We start from the raw sequence: 23,883 nt of genomic DNA on the forward strand, positions 1-23,883 counted from the left end.
ATGCCCTGGCTGGCAGAGCGAAAGCTTATGCTTTAGTCAATGATTCATAACGCTGTAGCAAGCAGCTTAAACGCTCAGTGGCGTCCTTGAATGGTTTGTCACGATAGAGACGATCAACGAACTTATCCAGTGCCTGATGGGCTTCTAAAAGGTCAGCTGGCATTTTAAGCGGATCATATAACTCAGCCAGAGTGCTTTCTGGATAATTCTCACGTATTAGTAACACCGATTTGGCTAGATCGATAAGAGATTTACGCTGCGCATCAGTCACGTCAGGCCATGGGAACGAGTTGTAAACCACTTTCGCTGAGTAGCGGTAGTCACTTTTTAGACGCCCGGCGACTAACCGCATCCAGTCGTTGTGTATTAAAGAGGTGAGGATGGAAAATTCGTACAATGTACCATTAGGAATAATGTAGTTTGCATTAGTTGAAATCACATTTGCATCATAAAAACCTATAGGTATATATGTTCTTCTCTCCGATGAAACACTTGGAATCAATATATAATCATCAGGATTGTTTAAATCCCTGAATTGATGAGGACGCTCAGCCATTTTTTGAGCTCCTTTATCAGGGCTTTTCCGTCGAGCTTCAGCCACCTTTTGAACCCGGTTGAAAACGTGCGGCATAGCTCTAAGCTCAGCATCCGTTATGTCTGCTAGCCATAAGCACCAACGCTCTTTCGCATTTAGAAATTCATCAGCTCCCAGAACCTTCTTTATCCAACGGGCAGCTTGTGGCTCCACTTCAAGAAGCTTATCCCGTTCGTGACTATTCATCAGCAAATGACCACCGTCAGTAGGTTTATTTCCAAATAATAATTGAGGAACATCTTTTATTATTGGTTTGGATTTCGACTCCACAACGATATTGCTTCCTTCAACCAGATAAGGGCTTATATTACCGACCAGTTTACTGTGCCAATTAGCATCCACTAATTGGTAAAGTTGGCGCGTTTTACTTTTTCCTGATAAACCAATAACAACTACGTGCACTGCGGCCTTATCACGTGCATTGTTCGCCCAAGTAAATGTCTGATACGCAATATGAATATGTAACCCTAGCGCGAAAATCGGTGGCCATAGAGTTGCAACTTGCTCCCCTTGACAAAGAGAATTAGTGGCCACTAAAGCTAGTTCAGCGTGGCTATTTTGGATATATTGCGCACCCTTCCAGAACCAACATGCAACAAAATCCAAACCACCTATTGTTTTGAAGTTGCTAAACACTTTCTGCATATCAGAACGCTGTAGCTCCGAACGACCAACCGTCCCTAAAAAGGGAGGATTACCAATCACATAAACTTCATCATCAACCTTTTTTGGACATACTTCCTGCCAGTCTTTTTGCAGACTGTTACCGCTCCAAATTTTACCTGATGAACGCAACGGTAATGCTGGTGGTGCTGAACCAATGTGTTCTTCCCATTGTTTATTTAACTGATGCTCCGCAAGCCAGAGAGATAGACGTGCTATCTCACAGGCAAAATCATCAATTTCAATACCATAGAACTGATCAAGATGGATACTACTCATAAAGATCGATTGCGGATCACTTTCTAAAAGTGCTTGAATAACATCCATCTCCAAAAGACGCAGTTCTTTATAGGCGACAATCAAGAAGTTTCCTGAACCACACGCAGGATCAAAAACTTTCATTTTCCCCAGACGGAGAAGCAACCGTTTGAGACCATTCGTGTTTGTGCGTTGTTTTTCAAGCTCTGAACGCAATGGCTCCAGAAATAATGGTTGTATAACCTTCATGATATTGCTGTATGAAGTGTAATGCTGTCCTAAGCGGCTACGCTGCTCCACATCAATCACAGCTTGGAACATGCTGCCGAAAATGTCAGGGTTAATCTCACTCCAGTCCATTGCACTGCATTCAAGTAAGATACGTCTGCCCTTCAACCCCAACTCTGGAACAGGCTCATCACTGGCGAATAAACCACCATTAACATAAGGGAATGCGGCTAAATGAATCGGAAGTGACAGGCGTAATTTGCTATTCGGTTTGCTGTTCATCACGGCAAACAGGTCTGTCAGAAACTGATCTAAATCACTGCCATCTTCGGCGGTGTAGCTCTTAACTGCGGAAGTAAACTGACCTTTTTCAAAGATGCCCGTGTCTTCGGCAAAAAAGCAAAACAACAAACGAGTCAGGAAAACATTAAGCGCGTGAATATCTTCTGCTTTGCTTAAATCATTACGCTCCTTGATAAGATCAAACAGCTTTCCCATCTTCTCAGCGGCTTTCACATCGGCCGGGTTTTCACTATTGAGAATAGCCTTTTCCAACCCTACCAGCGGTAAGAAAAAACCGTAGTTACGTGGTAACTCTTCAAACTCAATATCAAGACGTTCCTGTGTCAGTGTGTCCCAGGCTAAAAAACGAACAAAATTTGTTATTAGAACAAAGCGGATCTTATTTTTTGCAATAGACATATCGGCAATACGTTGCTCAAAAGCAGAATCGATATCACCGCTATCGGCTACTGGTTGGTAATAGAGCTTATTTTTTAACCCAACGTGCCCAGGCACTTTCGCAACATTCCGCGCCCCGCCTTGCCGAATGAGACTTAGGGTAGCTTTAGGGAACTCAAAAGCAGTTAAAAAGCCGTAGATAAATTCGTCTTGCTCAGGGTTTTCAACCAGTTGTTCGAGATGTTCAAAAATTTTCGCCTGATTAACAGCCATTGTTATTCCTAAAAAATACAGTACCCGTAGAGGATGATGCTCTCATTCTAACCGAAGAAAATTTTATCAAGTAGTTCCAATGCGTTACCTAGGTTGTATCAAAAAATAGAAAACTTAAGCCATATGCCTGCCACCGCAAGACGGCAGGCTTTGCTCAGAGTACCTAATCCTCAGCGGAAATTTATCCTCAAGGCAGCCGTTACTACCGCGTAGACTCTAGTTTCCCAAAATCAAACGGACTTACTCCCTTCTCCCGATTCGCATCAAGATAATCAGCCCACCACTGCAACATTAGCCTCCTCTCCCCCAGATGCTCGGCCTTATGAATGTAAGCCGCCCGCACAGAGCTACGCTCCTGATGACTCATCTGCCGCTCCACCGCATCCCTCGACCACAGCCCCGACTCAATCAATGAGCTACACGCCATCGTCCTGAATCCATGCCCACAGACTTCCGTTTTCGTGTCATAGCCCATCACTCGCAAAGCCTTGTTAACCGTATTCTCACTCATCGGCTTACGCGGATCGTGATCGCCCACGAAAATCAGCTCTCGGTTCCCATTCATGCTTTTGATCTTTTCCAAGATAGCGAGAGCTTGTCGCGACAAAGGAACAAGATGTGGAGTGCGCATCTTCGAACCACGCTGAGAATGCTTGACTCCTTCCAGTGGCTCACGCTCGCCCGGAATCGTCCACATAGCAGTTTGGAAATCCACTTCTGACCAGCGAGCAAAGCGTAGCTCGCTTGAAAGGATGAAAACCAACAAGGTGAGTTCAACAGCTAACCGGGTTAACGGCCTACCGGAGTAGTGATCAATGCGATGAAGTAATTCAGGAATACGATTAAGCTCCAAAGCCGCACGATGCTGTCTTTTCGCCGTAGCAACCGCACCGGCAATCTCTTGAGCGGGGTTGTAGTCGATTAATCCGCTCTGCACAGCAAAGCGCATAATCGCGGTAGTACGCTGCTGCAAACGAGCAGCGACTTCGAGACGCCCGGATGACTCCACCGCTTTGATGGGTACAAGAAGATCCCGAGTTTTAAGCTCCGTAATGTTTCGCTTCCCAATGGCAGCAAAGAGATTATCTTCAAGGCTTTTCAATATACGAGCGCTATGCGATGCCGACCATTTTTGATTACTGGCGTGCCATTCTCTGGCAACCACTTCAAACGTTATTGCCTCTTGCTCCTGCTCTACCTTAACGGCTTTCTTGTTCTCACTGGGATCGATGCCATTAGCTATTAGCTTACGGGCTTCATCCCGGCGCCCCCTGGCATCGGCCAGCGAGACTTCAGGGTATTTCCCCAGCGCCAGCATCTTCTCCTTACCGCCAAAACGATAACGAAGCCGCCAATATTTGGAACCGTTAGGGTGAACCAGCAAAACCATGCCTTCACCGTCAGTTAGTTTATAGGCTTTTGCTTCAGGCTTAGCCGAACGAACCTTCACATCACTCAGAGCCATGATGAGTATCCTTTCAAGGGTTCTGTGTGGGTACAAACATTATCGAACCGGGATATACCCGCAGTTGTACCCGCATCAGTAAGTTGATGTAGATTGAATCAGGTTGACTTAGGTTGAATGAAAAAGCGAGGAAAGCCTTGCGGATACTGGATTTCAGGCACAAAAAAAGACGTCCGTTGACGTCTATTGATGTTCCGATGGTGCCGAAGGCCGGACTCGAACCGGCACGTATTTCTACGGTTGATTTTGAATCAACTGCGTCTACCGATTTCGCCACTCCGGCACTGAAGGGGATGTACAGATAGCGGTTGCATTATACCCGTTGCGGATCGCCATGCAAGCACCTCCTCCCACCCGTCTCGCTAACCGCATAAAAAACCACCGTTGTTCATCCCCGCCTCCTCCTCTCGGCCTTGCTCGCAAAAACCTGCAACACAATCCGAGGTTTACATTACTCCCTGTTTGTTATTTGATTCTGTTATTGGCTGGGGTTACCCCATCAACAGATATCAGGATGCAGGCATGCGCTTCTATCAGGTCGATCCCACGCTGGAGAACTACTGGCGCGGCGTGATCCTCTTCGGCAACAACTTCGCCACCTACAAGTTCGCCCTGGCCCATGCCCTGTACGATGTCGATCGCAGCGACTCCATGATTAAGCTCGATGACCTGGCCGTGCCCTTCAGCAGGCATATCTGCGAGCACCTGAAACATGCCCCCCGGCAGATCCTCAACGACAAGAAACCCGGCAAGCTGATTACCGCCTGCCTGCAATACAATTTGGGTGAGATAGATGAGGATGAGCTGCATCGAATGACGGTTCGCTACGGCTTCTCTGTGGTGCTGGATGCCTTCCACAACGTCAACGGCGGGCCGCTGGAGAAGCAGTTCTTCATCAACGAGCGTCGGGAGCACAAGGGCATCCGCCTGACAGATGAGTTCTATCGCCTGACGGAGACGCAGCAGTTCCACAACCTGGTGCATGAAACCGACGCCCGCTGGCGGCTGGTGGAGAAGGCCTGGGAGATGGATCTGCCTCCGCAGCTGCTGGACGTCCATTATGATGCCGGGAGTGAAACCCTCTTCACCCAGCTAAACAGCTACCGCATCTCGCTCACCAGCTGCCGCAACAGCCTGAACGGCTATCAGAAGGGGCACTGCTTCTACTGCAACGCGCCAATAAGCCTGGAGTCCGGGCATCCGCTGCTGGCTGATGTGGATCACTTTATCCCGCTGGTGGCCCAGAGGCAGATGCCGGGGATGAACCTCAATGGCGTCTGGAACCTGGTCCTGGCCTGCCAGTACTGCAACCGGGGCGAGAATGGCAAGTTCGCGCAGGTTCCCGCCCTCGATCTGCTGTATCGTCTCCATGCCCGCAACGAGTATTTTATTAACAGCAGGCTGCCGCTGCATGAGGCGATCATTAATCAGACCGGCAAGAGCGAGCCGGTGCGCCGCACGTTTTTAAACGATACCTGGAACACCGCCCTCGCCTGCCGGTTCCGTATCTGGCAGCCGGATGCCGCCGGAGAGGTGATGTTCAGATGACAATGACCTATTACCAGCGCAACGCGCAGACGTTTTTCGACGCGACGGTGGGAGTGGATATGGCCTCCCTTTACGCGCCCTTCCTGAACCGGGTTGTTCCCGGTGGACGAGTGCTGGACGCAGGCTGTGGCTCCGGGCGCGACGCTAAAGCTTTCAGCGTGCTGGGCTATCAGGTGGAGGCGTTCGACGCCTCGGCGGAGATGGTAGAGCTTGCCGCGGCTTATACCGGCCTGCCGGTGAGGCAGATGACATTTAACGCGCTAGAGGCCAAAGAGCGCTACGACGGGATCTGGTGCTGCGCCTCGCTGCTGCATCTTCCTCAGGCTGAGCTGCCCGAGGCGATGCAGCGTCTCGCCCGCGCCCTGAAGCCGGGCGGGGTCTGGTATCTGTCGTTTAAATACGGTGTCGGCGAGCGGGAAAAAGAGGGGCGGCACTTTACCGATCTGAATGAGGCCGGGCTTGAGGCAGTGGTAGCCGCCGTGCCGCAGGTGAGCATCATCGAGCAGTGGACGACGCAGGACAAACGTCCCGATCGCGACGAGGTCTGGCTGAACGCCCTGTTGCGTAAGCATCTGTCTGAATAGACTGCCATCCCGCACCTTCCGCCGATGCGCCGCCCTACCCCATGCTCTACACTTCCTAATCAACGCTGAACCAAAGGAAACCACAATGAGCAAAATCAAAAGCTATGCTGCCAAAGAAGCCGGGAGCGAACTGGAGCTGTACGAATACGACGCCGGGGAACTGCAGGCCGGGGACGTTGAGGTCCAGGTCGACTACTGCGGCATCTGCCACTCTGACCTGTCGATGATCGACAACGAGTGGGGCATGTCCCAGTATCCGCTGGTCGCCGGGCACGAGGTGATTGGTCGCGTGGCAGCCCTGGGCAGCGCGGCGCAGGATAAAGGTCTGAAGGTGGGCCAGCGTGTGGGTATCGGCTGGACGGCACGCAGCTGTGGCCACTGCGATGCCTGTATCAGCGGCAACCAGATCAACTGTCTGGAAGGCGCGACCCCGACCATCCTTAACCGCGGCGGCTTTGCTGAAAAGATCCGTGCCGACTGGCAGTGGGTGATCCCGCTTCCGGACAGCATCGATATTGAATCCGCCGGGCCAATGCTCTGCGGCGGCATCACGGTATTTAAACCGCTGCTGATGCACAACATCACCGCCACCAGCCGCGTCGGGGTGATCGGTATCGGCGGTCTGGGCCATATCGCTATTAAACTGCTGCACGCCATGGGCTGCGAGGTGACGGCGTTCAGCTCTAACCCGGCGAAAGAGCAGGAAGTGCTAGGGTTCGGGGCAGATAAGGTAGTGAACAGCCGCGATCCAGAGGCGTTGAAAGCCCTGGCGGGTCAGTTCGATCTGATTATCAACACCGTTAACGTCGACCTGAACTGGCAGCCCTACTTCGAGGCACTGGCTCACGGCGGAAACTTCCACACCGTTGGCGCGGTGCTGAAGCCGCTTCCGGTTCCGGCCTTCACCCTGATCGGTGGCGACCGCAGCATCTCCGGGTCAGCAACCGGCACACCGTACGAACTGCGCAAGCTGCTGCGCTTCGCCGGTCGTAGCAAGGTTGCGCCACAGACCGAGCTGTTCCCAATGTCGCAGATCAATGAGGCCCTGCAGCACGTTCGTGACGGCAAGGCCCGTTATCGCGTAGTGTTGAAGGCAGATTTTTAAGTTGTAAACGCCCGGCGGCGCAGGTCGCCGGGCAGTAAAGGTTACGCCTTCACTAGAGCAGCAAAGACCTCGGCTACCGCTACCGCACCCGGATCGGTAACGCCGGTCAGGCTGTCGCTGTTCACGTATGACGAGCGCCCCGCGCCCGCTTTCTGCATCTTCGCGGTGCTCTCTGCCCCCTCTTTCGCCGCCGCGACCGCAGCGCTGAGATCCTGGCTCTGCAACGCCTCCAGCGCAGGCTGTAGGGCATCGATCAGCGTCCGGTCACCCAGATCCGCTCCACCGTAGTGCTTCATCTGCTTGAGGCCTTTTAACAGCGCATCGGCGATGCTCTCCCCGTCGTGAATCGCCTGCCCGGCAGCGGTGAAGAATATCGACATCAGCACCCCGCTGGAGCCCCCCATCACCGTCGCCAGCCGCTCACCAATGAGCTGGAAGAGCTGAGCGCTGTTATCCAGCGGCAGCTTGCCTTGCTCAAGCTGCTGGGCGATATCCCGCGCGCCCTCGGCAAAGGTCGAGCCGGTATCGCCGTCGCCTACTTTAGCATCCAGCGCGTTGAGCCGGTTCTCCAGGCTAATCAGCGTCTCGGTGGCGGCGTTAACGATGGCGCGAACGCCAGGGTTGTCAGAGGGCTGGGTCTCAATGCCGGTGTTAATCGCATTGTGCTTAACCGTGCGCACCGGGGCAAAGGCCACCGCTTTTTGCCAGCCGACGGTCTCAACGTCGGCGTTGAGGGCGCGCTCGAACTCATCGTTGAGGCGCAGCAGCGAGAGCGAGAAGCCTTTCATATCCAGGGAGCTGACCAGCGGCGCGGGGCCGATGAGGTAAGCAATCTGATCCTTGAGCGCCGAGTGCGCCAGCTCTTTGGTGAGCAGGGCCATCTCCAGGGCCGAGACGCCGCCAAGGTTGTTGATCAGCACCGCCACACGGTCGTTACCCGCTTTTGCCTTCAGCGGCTCGACGAGGGTGTCGATGAGGGTTTTACTGTTGTGGGTGTCGACGATGCTGGCCCCCGGCTCGCCGTGGATGCCGAGGCCCAGCTCGACCTTGCCGCGCTGGATACGGTTCTCCTCCTCTTCGCCGCTGCCCGGCAGGTTGCAGGTCTCCATCGCCAGCCCGAGGCTCCAGACGCTGTCGCTGGCCTGCTGGGCTATCGCCCGCACCTCGCCGAGGGATTTACCCTGCTCGGCGGCGTAGCCCGCAATCTTATGCACCAGCGCCGTGCCGGCGATGCCGCGCGGCTGCTTGTTATCGGGCAGGGCGATATCGTCCGCGACAATCACCATCTCCACCTTCAGGCCGTGGCGTTTGGCTTTCTCCGCCGCGAGGCCGAAGTTGAGGCGGTCCCCGGTGTAGTTTTTGACGATCAGCAGGCAGCCACGATCGCCGGTGACGGCGACGATGGCGTTAAGCACGGCGTCGACGCTGGGGGAGGCGAACACGTCTCCGCAGACGGCGGCGGTGAGCATCCCTTTACCGACGAAGCCGGCGTGAGCGGGCTCGTGGCCGGAGCCACCGCCGGAGATGACCGCCACGCGGCCCTTGTCCCAGTCGCCGCGCGCAACGATGCGGATAGCGGGATCGATATCGAGACGCACCAGGTTAGCGTGCGGTGCGGAGATAATTAAGCCTTCGATGGCATCATTGACCAGCTGCTTGCGGTCGTTGAAGAAAAATTTAGACATAGCTTCCCGAGCGGTTAATTCATCGTAAGGAAAGCATAGACGGTGTGACGAAGCGCAAAGTATTAAAGCGGGATTTTCCCCGCCCTAAAAAAGAGCGGGGAGGGCGGGATTACGCCCGGCGCATCATGAGCAATACGCTGATAGCGAGGAACAAGGCGCTCGGCAGCAGCGCGCCGATAAAGGGCGGAATGCCGTATACCAGCGTCAGCGGGCCGAAGATCTGGTCCAGCACGTAGAAGACGAAGCCGAAGCTGATCCCGGTGACCACGCGAACGCCCATCGGCACGCTGCGCAGCGGACCAAAAATGAACGACAGGGCCATCAGCATCATCACCGCCACCGACAGCGGCTGGAAGATCTTACTCCACATGTTGAGCTGATAGCGGCCAGAGTCCTGCCCGGTTGACTTCAGGTAGGTAACGTAATCACGCAGGCCGCTGATGGAGAGCGCATCCGGCTCCAGAGCCACCACGCCAAGCTTGTCCGGCGTGAGCGTGGTTTTCCAGGTACCGGTGACGGTCTGAGAGCCGGTGATCTGCTTCGGATCCTGCAGATTAGACTCGTCCACCTGCGACATACGCCAGAACTTCTCTTTATCATCAAAGATCGCATAGGCAGCATAGCGCACCGACTGCAGGCGACGCTGGTCGTTGAAGCTGTAGATGCTCACGCCGTTCAGCTCGTTGTTGCCGGTGACCCGCTCGATATAGACAAAATTATTGCCGTCTTTGGCCCACAGTCCCTGCTGGGTAGAGAGCATTGCGCCGCCATAGATGGCCTGAGTACGATAGGTCCGCGCCATCTGCTCGCCCTGCGGAGCGACCCACTCACCGATGGCCATGGTTAGCAGCACCAGCGGGATCGCCGTCTTCATTACCGACAGCGCCACCTGAAAACGGGTAAAGCCGGAGGCCTGCATGACCACCAGCTCGCTGCGCTGGGCCAGCATCCCCAGGCCCAGCAGCGCGCCCAGCAGGGCCGCCATCGGGAAGAAGACCTGAATATCTTTTGGAATGCTGAGCACGGTATACATCCCCGCGCCCAGTGCATCGTAGCTCCCCTGCCCGGCTCGTTTGAGCTGATCGACAAACTTGATGATGCCGGAGAGCGACACCAGCATGAACAGCGTCATCATGATGGTGGTGAAGATAGTTTTACCGATATAGCGATCGAGTACGCCAAAAGCCTGCATTATAACGCTCCTTTACGCACGAAACGGGCGCGTATGCGGCGCATCGGCACCGTGTCCCACAGGTTCAGCGCAACCGCCAGCGCCAGATAGAGCAGGTTCACTGCCCACATCCAGATCATCGGATCGAGCTTGCCCTTGCCGCCGTTGGACTTCAGCGAGGTCTGCACCAGGAAGAAGACCAGGTAGAGCAGCATCGCGGGCAGCATCGACAGCACGCGGCCCTGGCGCGGGTTCACCACGCTGAGCGGCACCACCATCAGCGCCATGACAAACACGGCGAAGATGAGGGTTAAGCGCCAGTGCAGCTCTGCGCTCGCCCGCGACGTGTCGGTGTGCATCAGGGTGCGCATGTCCATCTGCTCGGTATCGTCCGGATCCAGCGCTACCGCCTGATGGCCAACAATCGCCTGGTAGCCCTGGAAGTCGGTAATGCGGAAGTCGCGCAGCAGAGCGGTGCCTTCAAAGCGCGTCCCCTTGGTCAGGGTGACCACCTGCGAACCGTCTTTGCGCTGCGAGAGCTGGCCGGAGTCAGCTACCACGACCGATGGACGCGCGTTGCCTTTAGGTCGCAGCTGCGCGAGGAAGACGTCGTGGAAGTTGCTGCCGCTGACGCTCTCGATAAACAGCACCGAGTTACCGTCGGTGGCCTGCTGGAACTGCCCCTGCGCCAGCGCCGCCATGCCAGGGTTGGCTTTGGCTTCCGCCAGCACCTCATCCTGATGGCGCGAGGACCACGGCCCGGCCCACATGACGTTAACGGCGGCCAGAATGCCGGTAAAGATCACCAGCACCATCGCGGCCTTCACCAGCACGGCCTTGCTCAGGCCGCAGGCGTGCATCACCGTGATCTCACTGTCGGTGTAGAGCTTGCCAAAGGTCATCAGCAGCCCGAGGAACAGGCTAAGCGGCAGGATCAGCTGCGCCATTTCAGGTACGCCCAGCCCCAATAAGGAGAGCACCAGATTTGTCGGGATATCACCGTCAACGGCTGCGCCGAGGATCCGCACCAGCTTCTGACAGAAGAAAATCAGCAGCAGGATGAATAGGATCGCAAGTTGACTTTTTAGCGTCTCCCGAACCAGATATCTTATGATTATCACTATAAATACGCCCGTAAAAACCCGTCTTTTTGCAGGAAAATCGCTTGTTTCATGGCTTAAACGTCATTTATTCTCTTGAGTCGTCGAAAGCATCGCTAAGATGTAAGAAACTTAGCGGATGCACGTTTCAGGATATGTTCTGACGTGTCGAACTAAGATTAACACGAAGTCACCGCAACAGCGGACATGAGTTACGAAAGCTTGCAATTCTATCCGTAGCCCCGGCTGTTGTCTTTAAGATTCAGGAGCGTAGTGCATGGAGTTCAGTGTAAAAAGCGGTAGCCCGGAGAAACAGCGGAGTGCCTGCATCGTGGTTGGCGTGTTTGAACCGCGCCGGCTCTCCCCTATCGCCGAGCAGCTCGATAAGATCAGCGACGGCTACATCAGCGCGCTGCTGCGCCGTGGAGAGCTAGAAGGCAAGCCGGGACAGACGTTGTTGCTGCACCACGTTCCTAACGTCCTCTCAGAGCGCATTTTACTGATTGGCTGCGGCAAAGAGCGTGAGCTGGACGAGCGCCAGTACAAGCAGGTTATTCAGAAAACGATAAATACGCTGAATGATACCGGCTCAATGGAGGCGGTCTGCTTCCTGACCGAACTGCACGTTAAAGGGCGCAACACCTACTGGAAAGTGCGTCAGGCCGTTGAGACAGCAAAAGAGACCCTCTACAGCTTCGATCAGCTGAAAACCAACAAATCCGAGCCGCGTCGTCCGCTGCGCAAAATGGTCTTCAACGTGCCGACCCGTCGCGAGCTGACCAGCGGCGAGCGTGCTATTCAGCACGGCCTGGCGATCGCCTGCGGCATTAAAGCGGCAAAAGATCTCAGCAACATGCCGCCGAATATCTGTAACGCAGGCTACCTCGCCTCGCAGGCGCGTCAGCTGGCGGACTCCAACAGCGAGAACATCACCACCCGGGTGATCGGCGAGCAGCAGATGCGCGAGCTGGGGATGCACTCCTATCTGGCCGTAGGCCAGGGCTCGCAGAACGAATCCCTGATGTCGGTCATCGAGTACAAGGGCAGCAGCGATGCCGAAGCGCGTCCGATTGTGCTGGTGGGTAAAGGGCTGACCTTTGACTCCGGCGGCATCTCCATCAAGCCTGCCGAAGGCATGGATGAGATGAAGTATGACATGTGCGGCGCGGCGGCGGTGTACGGCGTGATGCGCATGGTCGCCGAGCTGAAGCTGCCGCTGAACGTGGTGGGCGTGCTGGCAGGCTGTGAAAACATGCCCGGTGGCCGCGCCTTCCGTCCGGGCGACGTCCTGACCACCATGTCCGGTCAGACCGTGGAAGTGCTGAACACCGATGCCGAAGGGCGTCTGGTGCTCTGCGACGTCCTAACCTACGTGGAGCGCTTCGATCCCGAGCTGGTGATCGACATCGCGACCCTGACCGGGGCGTGCGTCATTGCCCTCGGCCACCACATCACCGGCCTGATGTCGAACCACAACCCGCTGGCCCACGAGCTGATCGGCGCGTCCGAGCAGGCGGGGGATCGCGCGTGGCGTCTGCCGCTAAGCGACGAGTACTACGAGCAGCTGGAGTCGAACTTTGCCGACATGGCAAACATCGGCGGGCGTCCTGGCGGGGCGATCACCGCGGGCTGCTTCCTGTCGCGCTTTACCCGGAAATACAACTGGGCGCACCTCGACATCGCCGGTACCGCATGGCGCTCCGGCAAAGCCAAAGGCGCAACCGGCCGTCCTGTCGCCCTGCTGTCGCAGTTCCTGCTGAACCGCGCCGGTTTTAACGGCGAAGAGTAAGCGTTATACGGCAGTAAATCGTAGGCCGGGTAAGCGTAGCGCCACCCGGCTTCGCATTTAAAGTGACCACAAGAAGCCCCATATATGAAGAATGCAACGTTCTACCTTCTGGACAATGACACGCAGCAGGATGGCTTAAGCGCCGTTGAACAACTGGTGTGTGAGATTGCCGCAGAACGTTGGCGCGCAGGGAAACGCGTACTGATCGCCTGCGAAGATGAGCGGCAGGCGGTGCGCCTCGACGAAGCCCTGTGGGCGCGTCCGGCCGAGCGCTTTGTGCCGCATAATCTGGCGGGCGAAGGTCCGCGCGGCGGTGCGCCGGTGGAGATCGCCTGGCCGCAAAAGCGCAACAGCAGCCCGCGCGATCTGCTGATTAGCCTGCGGGTGAACTTTGCAGATTTTGCCACCGCTTTCACAGAAGTGGTAGACTTCGTTCCTCACGAAGAAACTCTGAAACAACTGGCTCGCGAGCGCTATAAGGCCTATCGCCTGGCTGGTTTCAACCTGAACACGGCAACCTGGAAATAATGGAAAAGACATATAACCCCCAAGATATCGAACAGCCGCTTTACGAGCACTGGGAGCAGCAGGGCTACTTCAAACCGAATGGCGATGAGAGCCAGGAGAGCTTCTGCATCATGATCCCGCCGCCGAACGTGACCGGCAGTTTGCATATGGGCCACGCCTTCCAGCAGACCATCATGGATACCATGATCCGCTACCAGCGCATGCAGGGCAAAAACACCCTGTGGCAGGCCGGGACCGACCATGCGGGCATTGCGACCCAGATGGTGGTTGAGCGTAAGATTGCCGCTGAAGAGGGGAAAACCCGCCACGACTACGGTCGCGACGCCTTCATCGACAAAATCTGGCAGTGGAAGGCAGAGTCCGGCGGCACCATCACCCGTCAGATGCGCCGTCTCGGCAACTCCGTGGACTGGGAGCGCGAGCGCTTCACCATGGACGAGGGCCTCTCCAACGCCGTGAAAGAGGTGTTCGTTCGCCTCTATAAAGAAGATCTGATCTACCGTGGCAAGCGCCTGGTGAACTGGGATCCGAAGCTGCGCACCGCGATCTCTGACCTGGAAGTCGAGAACCGCGAATCGAAAGGTTCCATGTGGCACATCCGCTACCCGCTGGCCGACGGCGCGAAAACCGCTGACGGTAAAGATTACCTGGTGGTCGCCACCACCCGTCCGGAAACCCTGCTGGGGGATACCGGCGTTGCGGTGAACCCGGAAGATCCGCGCTACAAAGATCTGATCGGTAAATTCGTGGTGCTGCCGCTGGTTAACCGCCGCATTCCGATTGTCGGCGACGAGCACGCCGACATGGAGAAAGGCACCGGCTGTGTGAAGATCACCCCGGCGCACGACTTTAACGACTATGAAGTAGGCCGTCGTCACGCCCTGCCGATGATCAACATCCTGACCTTTGACGGCGATATCCGTGAAAGCGCAGAGGTGTATGACACCAAAGGCAACGAAACCGACGTCTACTCCAGCGAGATCCCGGCAGCGTTCCAGAAGCTGGAGCGCTTTGCCGCCCGTAAAGCGGTAGTGGCTGCCGTTGACGCCCTTGGCCTGCTGGAAGAGGTTAAACCCCACGACCTGACCGTACCGTACGGTGACCGCGGCGGCGTGGTGATCGAGCCGATGCTGACCGACCAGTGGTACGTCCGTGCCGACGTGCTGGCAAAACCGGCTGTGGAAGCGGTTGAGAACGGTGATATCCAGTTCGTACCGAAGCAGTACGAGAACATGTACTTCTCCTGGATGCGCGATATTCAGGACTGGTGTATCTCCCGTCAGCTGTGGTGGGGCCACCGTATCCCGGCCTGGTACGACAACGAAGGCAACGTCTTTGTGGGCCGTACGGAAGAGGAAGTGCGCCAGGAGAATAACCTGAGCGCCGACGTTGCCCTGCGCCAGGACGAAGACGTGCTGGACACCTGGTTCTCCTCCGCGCTGTGGACCTTCTCTACCCTCGGCTGGCCGGAGAACACCGACGCCCTGCGTCAGTTCCACCCGACCTCGGTGATGGTCTCTGGCTTCGATATCATCTTCTTCTGGATCGCCCGCATGATCATGATGACCATGCACTTCATCAAAGATGAAGACGGCAAGCCGCAGATCCCGTTCAAGACCATCTACATGACCGGTCTGATCCGCGATGACGAAGGCCAGAAGATGTCTAAATCCAAGGGCAACGTGATCGACCCGCTGGATATGGTGGACGGTATCTCCCTGGCGGATCTGCTGGAGAAACGCACCGGCAACATGATGCAGCCGCAGCTGGCAGAGAAGATCGCCAAGCGCACCGAGAAGCAGTTCCCGAACGGCATTGAGCCGCACGGCACCGACGCCCTGCGCTTTACCCTGGCGGCGCTGGCCTCTACCGGCCGCGACATCAATTGGGACATGAAGCGCCTGGAAGGCTACCGCAACTTCTGTAACAAGCTGTGGAACGCCAGCCGCTTTGTGCTGATGAACACCGAAGAGCAGGATTGCGGCTTCAACGGCGGCGAGATGACCCTCTCCCTGGCGGATCGCTGGATCCGTGCCGAGTTCAACCAGACGGTGAAAGCCTTCCGTGAAGCGCTGGACAGCTTCCGCTTCGATATTGCGGCGGGCATCCTGTATGAGTTCACCTGGAACCAGTTCTGTGACTGGTATCTGGAGCTGACTAAGCCGGTGATGAACGGTGGCTCTGAAGCCGAGCTGCGCGGCACGCGCAACACCCTGGTCACGGTGCTGGAAGGTCTGCTGCGTCTGGCGCACCCGATCATTCCGTTTATTACCGAAACCATCTGGCAGCGCGTGAAGGTGCTTACCGGTAACAACGCCGACACCATTATGCTGCAACCCTTCCCGGCCTTCGATGCCGCCCAGGTTGATGAAGCGGCGGTAGCGGATACCGAGTGGCTGAAGCAGGCGATTGTCGCGGTGCGTAACATCCGCGCCGAGATGAACCTCTCCCCGGCGAAGCCGCTGGAACTGCTGCTGCGCGGCTGCAGCAACGATGCGGTACGTCGTGTGAACGACAACCGCAGCTTCCTGCAGACCCTGGCGCGTCTGGAGAGCATCACCCTGCTGCCTGCCGATGATAAAGGCCCGGTCTCCGTGACCAAGATCATCGACGGCGCAGAGCTGCTGATCCCGATGGCTGGCCTGATCGACAAGGATGCCGAGCTGGAGCGTCTGGCAAAAGAGATCGCCAAAGTGGACGTTGAAATTGGTCGTATCGAGAGCAAACTGGGGAACGAAGGCTTTGTGGCGCGCGCGCCGGAAGCGGTCGTTGCCAAAGAGCGTGAGCGTCTGACTGCCCTGGCCGAAGCGAAAGTTAAACTCGCCGAACAGCAGGACGTCATCAGCGCGCTGTAATCGCGTTCGCCCCTTACCTCTCCGGTAAGGGGCACTTATCAACGAAGAGCCTCACCATGAATGTTGCAACCGCCACTCAACTGCACATGCGCCGCATCACGCCTGAAGACAATGCGGCTATCGCCGCCGTTATTCGCCAGGTATCAGCGGAGTATGGCCTGACCGCCGACAAGGGCTACACCGTTGCCGATCCCAATCTTGACGAGCTGTACGCGCTCTACAGCCAGCCGGGCCACGCCTACTGGGTGATTGAGCAGGATGGTCAGGTGGTGGGCGGCGGCGGGGTCGCGCCACTTCAGTGCAGCGAACCCGATATCTGTGAACTACAGAAGATGTACTTCCTGCCCGCGGTACGCGGCAAAGGAATGGCGAAAAAGCTGGCGCTTGCCGCGCTGGATCACGCCCGTACGCAAGGGTTTACCCGCTGCTATCTGGAGACCACCGCGTTTCTGAAAGAGGCAATTGGCCTCTACGAGCATCTGGGCTTTGAACACATCGACGGGCCGCTGGGCTGTACCGGGCACGTCGACTGTGAAGTGCGGATGTTAAAAGCGCTGGCCTGAAATCAGACCGGCACACCGCTGTGAAAACGAAACTCGCTGTCGGGGGTGGCAATCAGCGCCGCCTCCACCTCGCCAAAAAAGCGCACCCGGGGAGTGATATCCTGAGCTGAGATCTGCTGGGCCAGCGTCAGGTAGTCCTCGTAGTGCCGCGCCTCGGATCGCAGCAGCGACAGATAGAACTTCTGCAAATCCTTTTCGAGATAGGGTGCCAGGGCGGCAAAGCGCTCGCAGGAGCGGGCCTCGATATACGCCCCGCAGATCAGCTTATCAATCAGCGTGAGCGGCTCGTGGGTTCGCACCTCCTTTAGCATCCCTTTGGCGTAGCGGCTGGCGGTGATCTTGATGTAGGGAATGTTCCGCACCGTCATCGCCTCGCGCACCTGCCAGAAGTGGTGCAGCTCCTCTTTAATCAGCAGCACCATGCTGTCGATCAGCAGGCGGCCCCAGGGATCGTTGGTCTGCGGCATCACACCTTTACCAATCTGCCGGTGCAGGGCGACAAAATCTGGCTCTGGCCCTTCACGGAAGGTGAAGGCCTCATAAGGTTTGAGCCACTCAAGCAGCGTCTCGCCACCGGTCTTATCCGCCACGTACTTGCGGACCAGCAGCATCGCGGTCTGCGCGGCCTTGAGCTCGCACACCATATGGTCGGTCAGTAGCAGAGGCAGGTTGGCCGGATCGCGGGCTTTGTCGATCCACGCCTGGGGCGTTGGGCAGTGCAGGAAAGTGTGTATCGGGGCGAGTATCTGGGCGTAGTCCATGGCGTTCCTTGCAGTGCGGCAGCGGGCGCTACCGCACGCACAATCAAAGCGTGTTACCGAGTGACTTAGTGGCGGGTGCCGTCATCATCTTCGTCGACGTAATCTTCGCCGTCTTCGTCATCACCCTCTTCGCCGTTAGGATCCTCGTAGTAGGTACCCCAGCCGTCGTACTCAACGTCAAACTTCTCTGCCAGGGTCATCAGCTGCTCAACCTGAGCGTCGATCAGATCGGCATTCAGCGCGCACTCGCTCAGAATGTCACAGCAGATCACGGTGTCACCCTCTTCTACTTCCAGCTCCTCCGGCTCAGTCACTTCATAACCCATTTTGAACGCCTCTACCGCCACTTTCTCCAGCGTTTCAAAATCATCGGCAGAGAGATGATGCTCGATAGTATAGAGCGCATCAGGATCGCTACCGTCCTCCAGCAGCTCTTCAATAATCAGACGGGTCTCTTCACGCTGCTCTTCCAGATGTTCCTGGTTTGCCATAGGTTGTTCCTCATAATGTGCGGCAGATACTCTTATTTTCACATACCGTTGCCAATGCCTCCACTCCTGACGGAAAAGATTTGTTGAACAGGGTTGCAAATGAATATTTAGACATATAAAGTGAATTTTAATTCAATAATTGGCTTGAGCCATGTGAGGGAAACATGTCTGCGTTCTACCAGAAACACTTTTTAAAATTGCTCGACTTTACCCCTGCCGAAATTACTGCCCTGCTCCAGCTCGCCGCCCAGCTCAAAAAAGATAAAAAACAAGGCAATGAAGTACCGCAGCTGGCGGGTAAAAACATCGCGCTCATCTTCGAAAAAGACTCTACCCGTACCCGATGCTCTTTCGAAGTTGCCGCCTATGACCAGGGTGCTCGCGTCACTTATTTAGGGCCAAGCGGGAGCCAGATCGGGCATAAAGAGTCAATTAAGGATACCGCCCGCGTGCTGGGCCGCATGTATGACGGCATTCAGTATCGCGGCCACGGCCAGGAGATCGTCGAGGCTCTGGCCGAATTCGCCGGCGTTCCGGTATGGAACGGCCTGACCAACGAGTTTCACCCGACCCAGCTGCTAGCGGACCTGCTGACCATGCAGGAGCACCTGCCGGGCAAAGCTTTTAACGAGATGACGCTGGTTTACGCGGGCGACGCGCGCAACAACATGGGTAACTCTATGCTGGAGGCCGCCGCGCTGGTGGGGCTGGATCTGCGCCTGGTGGCTCCCCAGGATTGCTGGCCGGAAGCGAGCCTGGTGGCCGAGTGCAGCGCCCTGGCGCAGCAGAACGGCGGCAGCATCACCCTGACAGAGAACATTGCCGAAGGGGTCAAAGGCGCGGACTTTATCTATACCGACGTGTGGGTTTCGATGGGTGAAGCCAAAGAGAAGTGGGCCGAGCGTATCGCGCTGCTGCGCGACTATCAGGTGAACAGCCAGATGCTGGCCCTGACCGGCAACCCGCAGGTGAAGTTCCTGCACTGCCTGCCCGCCTTCCACGACGACCAGACCGCCCTTGGCAAACAGATGGCAGAGACGTATGGCCTTCACGGTGGAATGGAGGTGACCGACGAGGTGTTTGAGTCGCCGAACAGCATCGTGTTCGACCAGGCGGAAAACCGCATGCACACCATCAAGGCGGTCATGGTTGCCACCCTCGCCGGGTAAACCGTTGCTCATGTAGGCCGGGCCAGCGCCAGCGCCGCCCGGCTTTTGCATTGCCCGACTACGCCACTAATACTTTCACCACCACTTTACGCACCTGGGCTGGATTGCCCACCGCGCACAGCGGCTTATGCACTTCGCCTGGATAGAAGACCACGAAATCCCCTTCGCTCAGCACCACCGTCTTCTCCTGCTCGCCTTCCGGCAAAAACGCGATGTCCTTATCTGCCAGCCAGTCGGTGTCCGGCGTACCCGCTGGCAGGGTGCTGTAGGTCATTCCCTCCTGGCCTTTCAGTACGATCTGAATATCCAGATAGCGGGCGTGATACTCCGCACGGCGTTTGGCAAACGGCTCGGTCATGTCTTCCGAGAGCAGGAAGAAGAGGCGTGAGCCGTCGATATCGTGCTTGCCCGTTGGCGTCGCGTCGTTAACGTGCTGTTTGACGTACTCAATGGCCTCGGCCAGCTCCTGCGGCAGCCAGGACTGAAGGTTGTGAATGTTGCCTGTGATCATGCGTAACCTCTCGATATAAAACGTTGTTTCATTTTTAACTTTTATACGAGAATTTTGCTTGCCCTACCACCCCTTTTTAGCGAACCCTTGCGATAGCGCATAGTTATTGGCAAATAAGTTAACTTTTTGTTAAAAGACAGAACACGATTATGCACGCTCTTTGCATAAGTGCCGCTTTATATTAATACCGCTGAGAATTATGCTACTGAAAACCGAGTACTAATAAAAAAAACCTCAGCACGATCACACATTACGTCACAGCTTATCGCTAAAGGCGGCAGCATATTTATTTTATAATGTCTGGCACAGAGAAATAAAAAACACCCAAAAATGAATATCCATGCACCACTCAAAAATATTTTCTTTATTTTCAATCGGATATAGATTTTCAAATAAACACACCCCGCACACATCTTTAACAATAACAAATATTACCCTGTATTAATGCGTAGCAATGCATTGCGTTATTTCAATAAAAAACGGTTTCTCTGAACCATCTCAAATAAACCAAATTGGATTATTCCATTACCCTTCACCCGTGAGCGACATCACATAATTAATGCAACAGGCATCTATTATAGCCACGAAATCCAGCGAAGCTCGCACGCTATGAAATAACGCATTTTATAGCGTCTCTCTCTTATTGCCGGAAAACGTAAGGAATAGTTATGGAAAAACACTACGTCGGATCGGAAGTGGGTCAACTACGCAGCGTAATGCTGCACCGTCCTAATCTGAGCCTGAAAAGACTGACGCCCTCAAATTGTCAGGACCTGTTATTTGATGATGTATTATCCGTTGAGCGCGCGGGTGAAGAGCACGATATTTTCGCTACTACCCTGCGTGAGCAGGGCGTTGATGTGCTATTACTCACCGATCTCTTAACCCAGACGCTGGATACGCCAGATGCCAAAGAGTGGCTGCTGCAAACTCAGGTCTCTGACTATCGTCTGGGGCCTGCCTTTGCCAGCGATGTACGCGGCTGGCTGGCAGATATGCCCCACCGCGAGCTGGCCCGACGATTAAGCGGCGGACTGACCTACGGTGAAATACCGACGTCGATCAGTAATATGGTTGTTGATATTCATACGGCAAATGACTTTATTATGAAGCCGCTGCCTAACCACCTCTTTACCCGTGATACCTCCTGCTGGATATATAACGGTGTCTCTATAAACCCTATGGCAAAAGCGGCCCGCCAGCGTGAGACCAATAATTTGCGGGCCATCTATCGCTGGCATCCTCTGTTTATAAATGGCGACTTTATTAAATATTTCGGCGACGAAGACATTAATTATGACCACGCTACCCTGGAAGGGGGTGATGTATTAGTCATTGGCCGGGGTACGGTATTAATCGGCATGTCTGAACGCACCACGCCCCAGGGCGTCGAGTTCCTTGCCTCCGCTCTGTTTACCCACCGCCAGGCCGAACGCGTTATCGCCGTCGAGCTGCCGAAACACCGCTCCTGTATGCACCTCGACACGGTGATGACCCACATCGATATCGACACCTTCTCCGTCTACCCGGAAGTGGTGCGCCCGGACGTGCAGTGCTGGACGCTAACGCCCGACGGTCACGGCGGCACTGCCCGTCGCCAGGAGACCACCCTGCTGCGGGCGCTGGAGAAAGCGCTCGGCGTCACGCAGATCCAGCTGATCACCACCGGCGGCGACGCCTTTGAAGCCGAGCGCGAGCAGTGGAACGATGCCAATAACGTCCTGACCCTGCGCCCCGGCGTGGTGGTTGGCTACGAGCGCAACGTCTGGACCAACGAGAAGTACGACAAGGCAGGGATTACCGTTCTCCCTATTCCAGGGGATGAGCTGGGACGCGGACGCGGCGGCGCACGCTGCATGAGCTGCCCGCTGGAACGCGACGCCATTTAAGGCAAGGAGCAGAGAATGAAAACGGAGATGAAACCGATCCTCGTGGTCGCCCTTGGTGGTAACGCCCTGTTGAAACGCGGCGAGCCGCTGGAGGCCGCGATCCAGCGCAAAAATATCGATCTGGCCGCCGAGACGATCGCTCAGCTTACCCAGCGCTGGCGGGTGGTGCTGGTGCACGGCAACGGCCCACAGGTGGGTCTGCTGGCGCTGCAAAACAGCGCCTATACCGGCGTTACGCCCTATCCGCTGGATGTTTTGGGGGCCGAGAGTCAGGGAATGATTGGCTACATGCTGCAACAGTCGCTGAAAAACCGGCTGCCAAAATGCGAAGTCAGCGTCCTGCTGACTCAGGTGGCGGTAGACCCCGCCGATCCTGCCCTCGCCAACCCCACGAAATACATTGGGCCGGTGTATGACCAGCCGCAGGCCGACGCGCTGGCCGCCGAAAAAGGGTGGTGCTTTAAAGCCGACGGCAGCTATGTCCGCCGCGTGGTTCCCTCCCCGCAGCCGATGCGCATCGTCGAGCGCGATGCTATTGAGGCACTTCTTCAGCGTGGCCATCTGGTGATCTGCAACGGCGGCGGCGGCGTGCCGGTGGTTGAGCAGGCTGACGGCTTCCATGGTATTGAAGCGGTGATTGATAAAGACCTCTCTGCGGCGCTGCTGGCCCGCCAGCTGGAGGCCGACGCGCTACTGATCCTCACCGATGCCGACGCGGTCTATCTCAACTGGGGTACTCCAGAGCAGCACCCGCTCACCGAGGCCACCCCGCAGCAGCTGAGCGGGTTTACCTTCGACGCCGGTTCGATGGGGCCAAAAATTGCCGCCTGCTGCCGCTTTGTCAAGACCTGCAACGGCATCGCCGGGATCGGCTCCCTGCCGGATGGCCCGGTCATTCTGGCTGGCGAGCGCGGAACCCTGATCCGCAACGATCCTCTCCAATAAACAGATTAAGGACGACGTATGAAAATCGCTTTGAAAAACCGCAATTTCCTCAAGCTGCTGGATTTTACCCCCGATGAGATCCACTTCCTGATTGATATGGCGATGGAGCTAAAAGCCGCCAAAAAAGCGGGCTGCGAAAAGCAGACCCTGGGCGGCAAAAATATTGCGCTGATCTTCGAGAAAAGCTCGACCCGTACCCGCTGCGCCTTTGAGGTGGCCGCCTTTGATCAGGGTGCGCAGGTGACCTACATCGGTCCGAGCGGATCGCAGATTGGTCACAAGGAGTCGATGAAGGACACTGCCCGCGTACTGGGTCGCATGTACGATGGTATTGAGTATCGCGGCTACGGCCAGGCGATCGTTGAGGAGCTGGGAGAGTACGCCGGAGTACCGGTATGGAACGGCCTGACCAATGAGTTTCACCCCACGCAGATCCTGGCCGATCTCATGACCATGCTGGAACACGCACCGGGTAAACGCCTCTCCGAGCTGCGCTTTGCCTATTTGGGCGATGCGCGTAACAACATGGGCAACAGCCTGATGGTCGGCGCGGCCAAAATGGGGATGGATATTCGGCTGGTGGCGCCAAAAGCGTTCTGGCCAGACGAGGCGCTGGTGGCGCAGTGCCAGGAGATGGCGAGGGATACCGGGGCAAACATCACCCTGACCGAGAACGTTGCTGAGGGTGTCACCGGCGTTGATTTTCTCTACACCGACGTCTGGGTCTCCATGGGCGAGCCAAAAGAGGCGTGGGGCGAGCGCGTCAGCCTGATGAAACCTTATCAGATCAGCCAGCAGGTCATAGAGGCCACCGGCAATCCGCAGGTGAAATTTATGCACTGCCTGCCCGCCTTCCACAACGAGCACACCACCGTGGGAGGCGAAATTGAGCTGGCCTGGGGCCTGAAGGGGCTGGAGGTCACCGAAGAGGTGTTCGAATCCGCCCACTCCATCGTGTTCGATGAAGCAGAGAACCGGATGCACACCATCAAAGCGGTGATGGTGGCGACCCTCGGCGAGTAACCA

At 56.2% G+C, this 23,883-nt stretch carries 20 protein-coding genes and 1 tRNA gene; 12 read left to right on the forward strand and 9 right to left on the reverse strand.

Translation table 11 applies throughout. The features are described from left to right. Window positions 1-25: 25 nt before the first annotated feature. The 3 genes from WFN61_RS08170 to WFN61_RS08180 all read right to left on the reverse strand — a co-directional run bounded on the left by WFN61_RS08170 (window position 26) and on the right by WFN61_RS08180 (window position 4,446). Window positions 26-2,698, reverse strand: a complete 2,673-nt coding sequence (locus WFN61_RS08170) for a DNA methyltransferase (protein WP_337038502.1) — start codon at window positions 2,696-2,698, stop codon at window positions 26-28. 202 nt (window positions 2,699-2,900) lie between these two features. Next, window positions 2,901-4,163 carry a tyrosine-type recombinase/integrase gene (locus tag WFN61_RS08175; RefSeq protein ID WP_337038503.1) on the reverse strand — a complete coding sequence of 421 codons (1,263 nt, stop codon included), beginning with the start codon at window positions 4,161-4,163 and terminating at the stop codon, window positions 2,901-2,903. Window positions 4,164-4,361: 198 nt separating this feature from the next. Next, window positions 4,362-4,446, reverse strand: a tRNA-Leu gene (locus WFN61_RS08180). Window positions 4,447-4,685: 239 nt separating this feature from the next. Between WFN61_RS08180 and WFN61_RS08185 the strand changes: the two genes are divergently transcribed. The 3 genes from WFN61_RS08185 (at window position 4,686) to ahr (ending at window position 7,400) form a co-directional block, all read left to right on the forward strand. After that, window positions 4,686-5,711, forward strand: a complete 1,026-nt coding sequence (locus WFN61_RS08185; RefSeq protein ID WP_337038504.1) for an HNH endonuclease — start codon at window positions 4,686-4,688, stop codon at window positions 5,709-5,711. Continuing rightward, window positions 5,708-6,295 (forward strand): class I SAM-dependent methyltransferase, encoded by a 588-nt coding sequence (locus WFN61_RS08190; RefSeq protein WP_337038506.1) that lies wholly within the window; start codon window positions 5,708-5,710, stop codon window positions 6,293-6,295. Before WFN61_RS08185 ends, WFN61_RS08190 begins: the two co-directional genes overlap by 4 nt. An 85-nt stretch (window positions 6,296-6,380) precedes the next feature. Continuing rightward, window positions 6,381-7,400: an NADPH-dependent aldehyde reductase Ahr gene (ahr, locus tag WFN61_RS08195; protein WP_144816434.1), complete on the forward strand. Its 1,020-nt coding sequence runs from the start codon at window positions 6,381-6,383 to the stop codon at window positions 7,398-7,400. Between the two features lie 41 nt (window positions 7,401-7,441). Here the strand turns inward: ahr and WFN61_RS08200 are convergent, their stop codons facing one another. From WFN61_RS08200 to lptF, 3 genes are all read right to left on the reverse strand, one after another. After that, the gene (locus WFN61_RS08200; RefSeq protein ID WP_257758562.1) at window positions 7,442-9,085 is read right to left on the reverse strand and encodes a dihydroxyacetone kinase subunit DhaK; all 1,644 of its coding nucleotides are present in this window, start codon (window positions 9,083-9,085) and stop codon (window positions 7,442-7,444) included. Between the two features lie 109 nt (window positions 9,086-9,194). After that, window positions 9,195-10,277: an LPS export ABC transporter permease LptG gene (lptG, locus tag WFN61_RS08205; protein WP_257758563.1), complete on the reverse strand. Its 1,083-nt coding sequence runs from the start codon at window positions 10,275-10,277 to the stop codon at window positions 9,195-9,197. Next, on the reverse strand, window positions 10,277-11,377 hold the full coding sequence (lptF, locus tag WFN61_RS08210; RefSeq protein WP_222888916.1) for an LPS export ABC transporter permease LptF: 1,101 nt from the start codon (window positions 11,375-11,377) through the stop codon (window positions 10,277-10,279). Before lptF ends, lptG begins: the two co-directional genes overlap by 1 nt. 256 nt (window positions 11,378-11,633) lie before the next feature. Between lptF and pepA the strand changes: the two genes are divergently transcribed. From pepA to WFN61_RS08230, 4 genes are all read left to right on the forward strand, one after another. Continuing rightward, window positions 11,634-13,145 (forward strand): leucyl aminopeptidase, encoded by a 1,512-nt coding sequence (pepA, locus tag WFN61_RS08215; RefSeq protein WP_222888917.1) that lies wholly within the window; start codon window positions 11,634-11,636, stop codon window positions 13,143-13,145. Between the two features lie 84 nt (window positions 13,146-13,229). After that, a complete protein-coding gene (holC, locus tag WFN61_RS08220) occupies window positions 13,230-13,673 on the forward strand; it encodes a DNA polymerase III subunit chi (RefSeq protein ID WP_222888918.1) in 444 nt (147 codons plus the stop codon). Further along, entirely contained in the window at window positions 13,673-16,528 is a 2,856-nt protein-coding gene (locus WFN61_RS08225; RefSeq protein ID WP_312272852.1) for a valine--tRNA ligase, read from the forward strand. Before holC ends, WFN61_RS08225 begins: the two co-directional genes overlap by 1 nt. Window positions 16,529-16,584: 56 nt before the next feature. Then, the gene (locus WFN61_RS08230) at window positions 16,585-17,091 is read left to right on the forward strand and encodes a GNAT family N-acetyltransferase (protein ID WP_144816448.1); all 507 of its coding nucleotides are present in this window, start codon (window positions 16,585-16,587) and stop codon (window positions 17,089-17,091) included. 2 nt (window positions 17,092-17,093) lie between these two features. Here the strand turns inward: WFN61_RS08230 and miaE are convergent, their stop codons facing one another. Both miaE and rraB read right to left on the reverse strand, forming a co-directional pair. Continuing rightward, window positions 17,094-17,852, reverse strand: a complete 759-nt coding sequence (gene miaE, locus WFN61_RS08235) for a tRNA isopentenyl-2-thiomethyl-A-37 hydroxylase MiaE (RefSeq protein ID WP_337038508.1) — start codon at window positions 17,850-17,852, stop codon at window positions 17,094-17,096. A 65-nt stretch (window positions 17,853-17,917) separates the two neighbouring features. Then, window positions 17,918-18,343, reverse strand: coding sequence for a ribonuclease E inhibitor RraB (rraB, locus tag WFN61_RS08240; RefSeq protein ID WP_144816452.1), 426 nt, complete (start codon window positions 18,341-18,343; stop codon window positions 17,918-17,920). Window positions 18,344-18,463: 120 nt separating this feature from the next. On the opposite strand from rraB, the gene WFN61_RS20960 reads away from it, so the two are divergent. Together WFN61_RS20960 and argF (WFN61_RS08245) are read left to right on the forward strand one after the other, a co-directional pair. Further along, entirely contained in the window at window positions 18,464-18,538 is a 75-nt protein-coding gene (locus WFN61_RS20960; protein WP_238085486.1) for a hypothetical protein, read from the forward strand. Further along, complete coding sequence (gene argF / locus WFN61_RS08245) at window positions 18,508-19,512, forward strand: ornithine carbamoyltransferase (RefSeq protein WP_337038509.1); 1,005 nt, start codon at window positions 18,508-18,510, stop codon at window positions 19,510-19,512. Before WFN61_RS20960 ends, argF (WFN61_RS08245) begins: the two co-directional genes overlap by 31 nt. A 58-nt stretch (window positions 19,513-19,570) precedes the next feature. On the opposite strand, the gene WFN61_RS08250 is transcribed toward argF (WFN61_RS08245), so the two are convergent. Then, window positions 19,571-20,023, reverse strand: coding sequence for a YhcH/YjgK/YiaL family protein (locus tag WFN61_RS08250; RefSeq protein WP_144816456.1), 453 nt, complete (start codon window positions 20,021-20,023; stop codon window positions 19,571-19,573). Window positions 20,024-20,691: 668 nt separating this feature from the next. Here WFN61_RS08250 and arcA point away from each other — a divergent pair. The 3 genes from arcA to argF (WFN61_RS08265) are packed head-to-tail and all read left to right on the forward strand — an operon-like array spanning window position 20,692 to window position 23,880. Then, window positions 20,692-21,912, forward strand: a complete 1,221-nt coding sequence (gene arcA, locus WFN61_RS08255; RefSeq protein ID WP_337038511.1) for an arginine deiminase — start codon at window positions 20,692-20,694, stop codon at window positions 21,910-21,912. Window positions 21,913-21,927: 15 nt separating this feature from the next. Next, a complete protein-coding gene (gene arcC / locus WFN61_RS08260) occupies window positions 21,928-22,857 on the forward strand; it encodes a carbamate kinase (protein WP_337038512.1) in 930 nt (309 codons plus the stop codon). 18 nt (window positions 22,858-22,875) lie between these two features. Continuing rightward, window positions 22,876-23,880 carry an ornithine carbamoyltransferase gene (gene argF, locus WFN61_RS08265; protein ID WP_144816462.1) on the forward strand — a complete coding sequence of 335 codons (1,005 nt, stop codon included), beginning with the start codon at window positions 22,876-22,878 and terminating at the stop codon, window positions 23,878-23,880. Window positions 23,881-23,883: the final 3 nt, after the last annotated feature.

The sequence above is a fragment of the Pseudescherichia sp. AS216 genome (genome assembly GCF_037152055.1).
Taxonomy (GTDB): domain Bacteria; phylum Pseudomonadota; class Gammaproteobacteria; order Enterobacterales; family Enterobacteriaceae; genus Pseudescherichia.

What these genes read in the sequence shown, in the direction of transcription:
- WFN61_RS08230 (WP_144816448.1), top strand. Translation starts at nt 16,585, where the DNA reads ATGAATGTTGCAACCGCCACTCAACTGCACATGCGCCGCATCACGCCT.
- pepA (WP_222888917.1), top strand. Translation starts at nt 11,634, where the DNA reads ATGGAGTTCAGTGTAAAAAGCGGTAGCCCGGAGAAACAGCGGAGTGCC.
- ahr (WP_144816434.1), top strand. Translation starts at nt 6,381, where the DNA reads ATGAGCAAAATCAAAAGCTATGCTGCCAAAGAAGCCGGGAGCGAACTG.
- WFN61_RS08190 (WP_337038506.1), top strand. Translation starts at nt 5,708, where the DNA reads ATGACAATGACCTATTACCAGCGCAACGCGCAGACGTTTTTCGACGCG.
- WFN61_RS08175 (WP_337038503.1), bottom strand. Translation starts at nt 4,163, where the DNA reads ATGGCTCTGAGTGATGTGAAGGTTCGTTCGGCTAAGCCTGAAGCAAAA.
- WFN61_RS08200 (WP_257758562.1), bottom strand. Translation starts at nt 9,085, where the DNA reads ATGTCTAAATTTTTCTTCAACGACCGCAAGCAGCTGGTCAATGATGCC.
- lptG (WP_257758563.1), bottom strand. Translation starts at nt 10,277, where the DNA reads ATGCAGGCTTTTGGCGTACTCGATCGCTATATCGGTAAAACTATCTTC.
- miaE (WP_337038508.1), bottom strand. Translation starts at nt 17,852, where the DNA reads ATGGACTACGCCCAGATACTCGCCCCGATACACACTTTCCTGCACTGC.
- argF (WP_337038509.1), top strand. Translation starts at nt 18,508, where the DNA reads ATGTCTGCGTTCTACCAGAAACACTTTTTAAAATTGCTCGACTTTACC.
- arcC (WP_337038512.1), top strand. Translation starts at nt 21,928, where the DNA reads ATGAAAACGGAGATGAAACCGATCCTCGTGGTCGCCCTTGGTGGTAAC.
- WFN61_RS08170 (WP_337038502.1), bottom strand. Translation starts at nt 2,698, where the DNA reads ATGGCTGTTAATCAGGCGAAAATTTTTGAACATCTCGAACAACTGGTT.
- WFN61_RS08225 (WP_312272852.1), top strand. Translation starts at nt 13,673, where the DNA reads ATGGAAAAGACATATAACCCCCAAGATATCGAACAGCCGCTTTACGAG.
- arcA (WP_337038511.1), top strand. Translation starts at nt 20,692, where the DNA reads ATGGAAAAACACTACGTCGGATCGGAAGTGGGTCAACTACGCAGCGTA.
- WFN61_RS08185 (WP_337038504.1), top strand. Translation starts at nt 4,686, where the DNA reads ATGCGCTTCTATCAGGTCGATCCCACGCTGGAGAACTACTGGCGCGGC.
- argF (WP_144816462.1), top strand. Translation starts at nt 22,876, where the DNA reads ATGAAAATCGCTTTGAAAAACCGCAATTTCCTCAAGCTGCTGGATTTT.
- WFN61_RS08250 (WP_144816456.1), bottom strand. Translation starts at nt 20,023, where the DNA reads ATGATCACAGGCAACATTCACAACCTTCAGTCCTGGCTGCCGCAGGAG.
- holC (WP_222888918.1), top strand. Translation starts at nt 13,230, where the DNA reads ATGAAGAATGCAACGTTCTACCTTCTGGACAATGACACGCAGCAGGAT.
- rraB (WP_144816452.1), bottom strand. Translation starts at nt 18,343, where the DNA reads ATGGCAAACCAGGAACATCTGGAAGAGCAGCGTGAAGAGACCCGTCTG.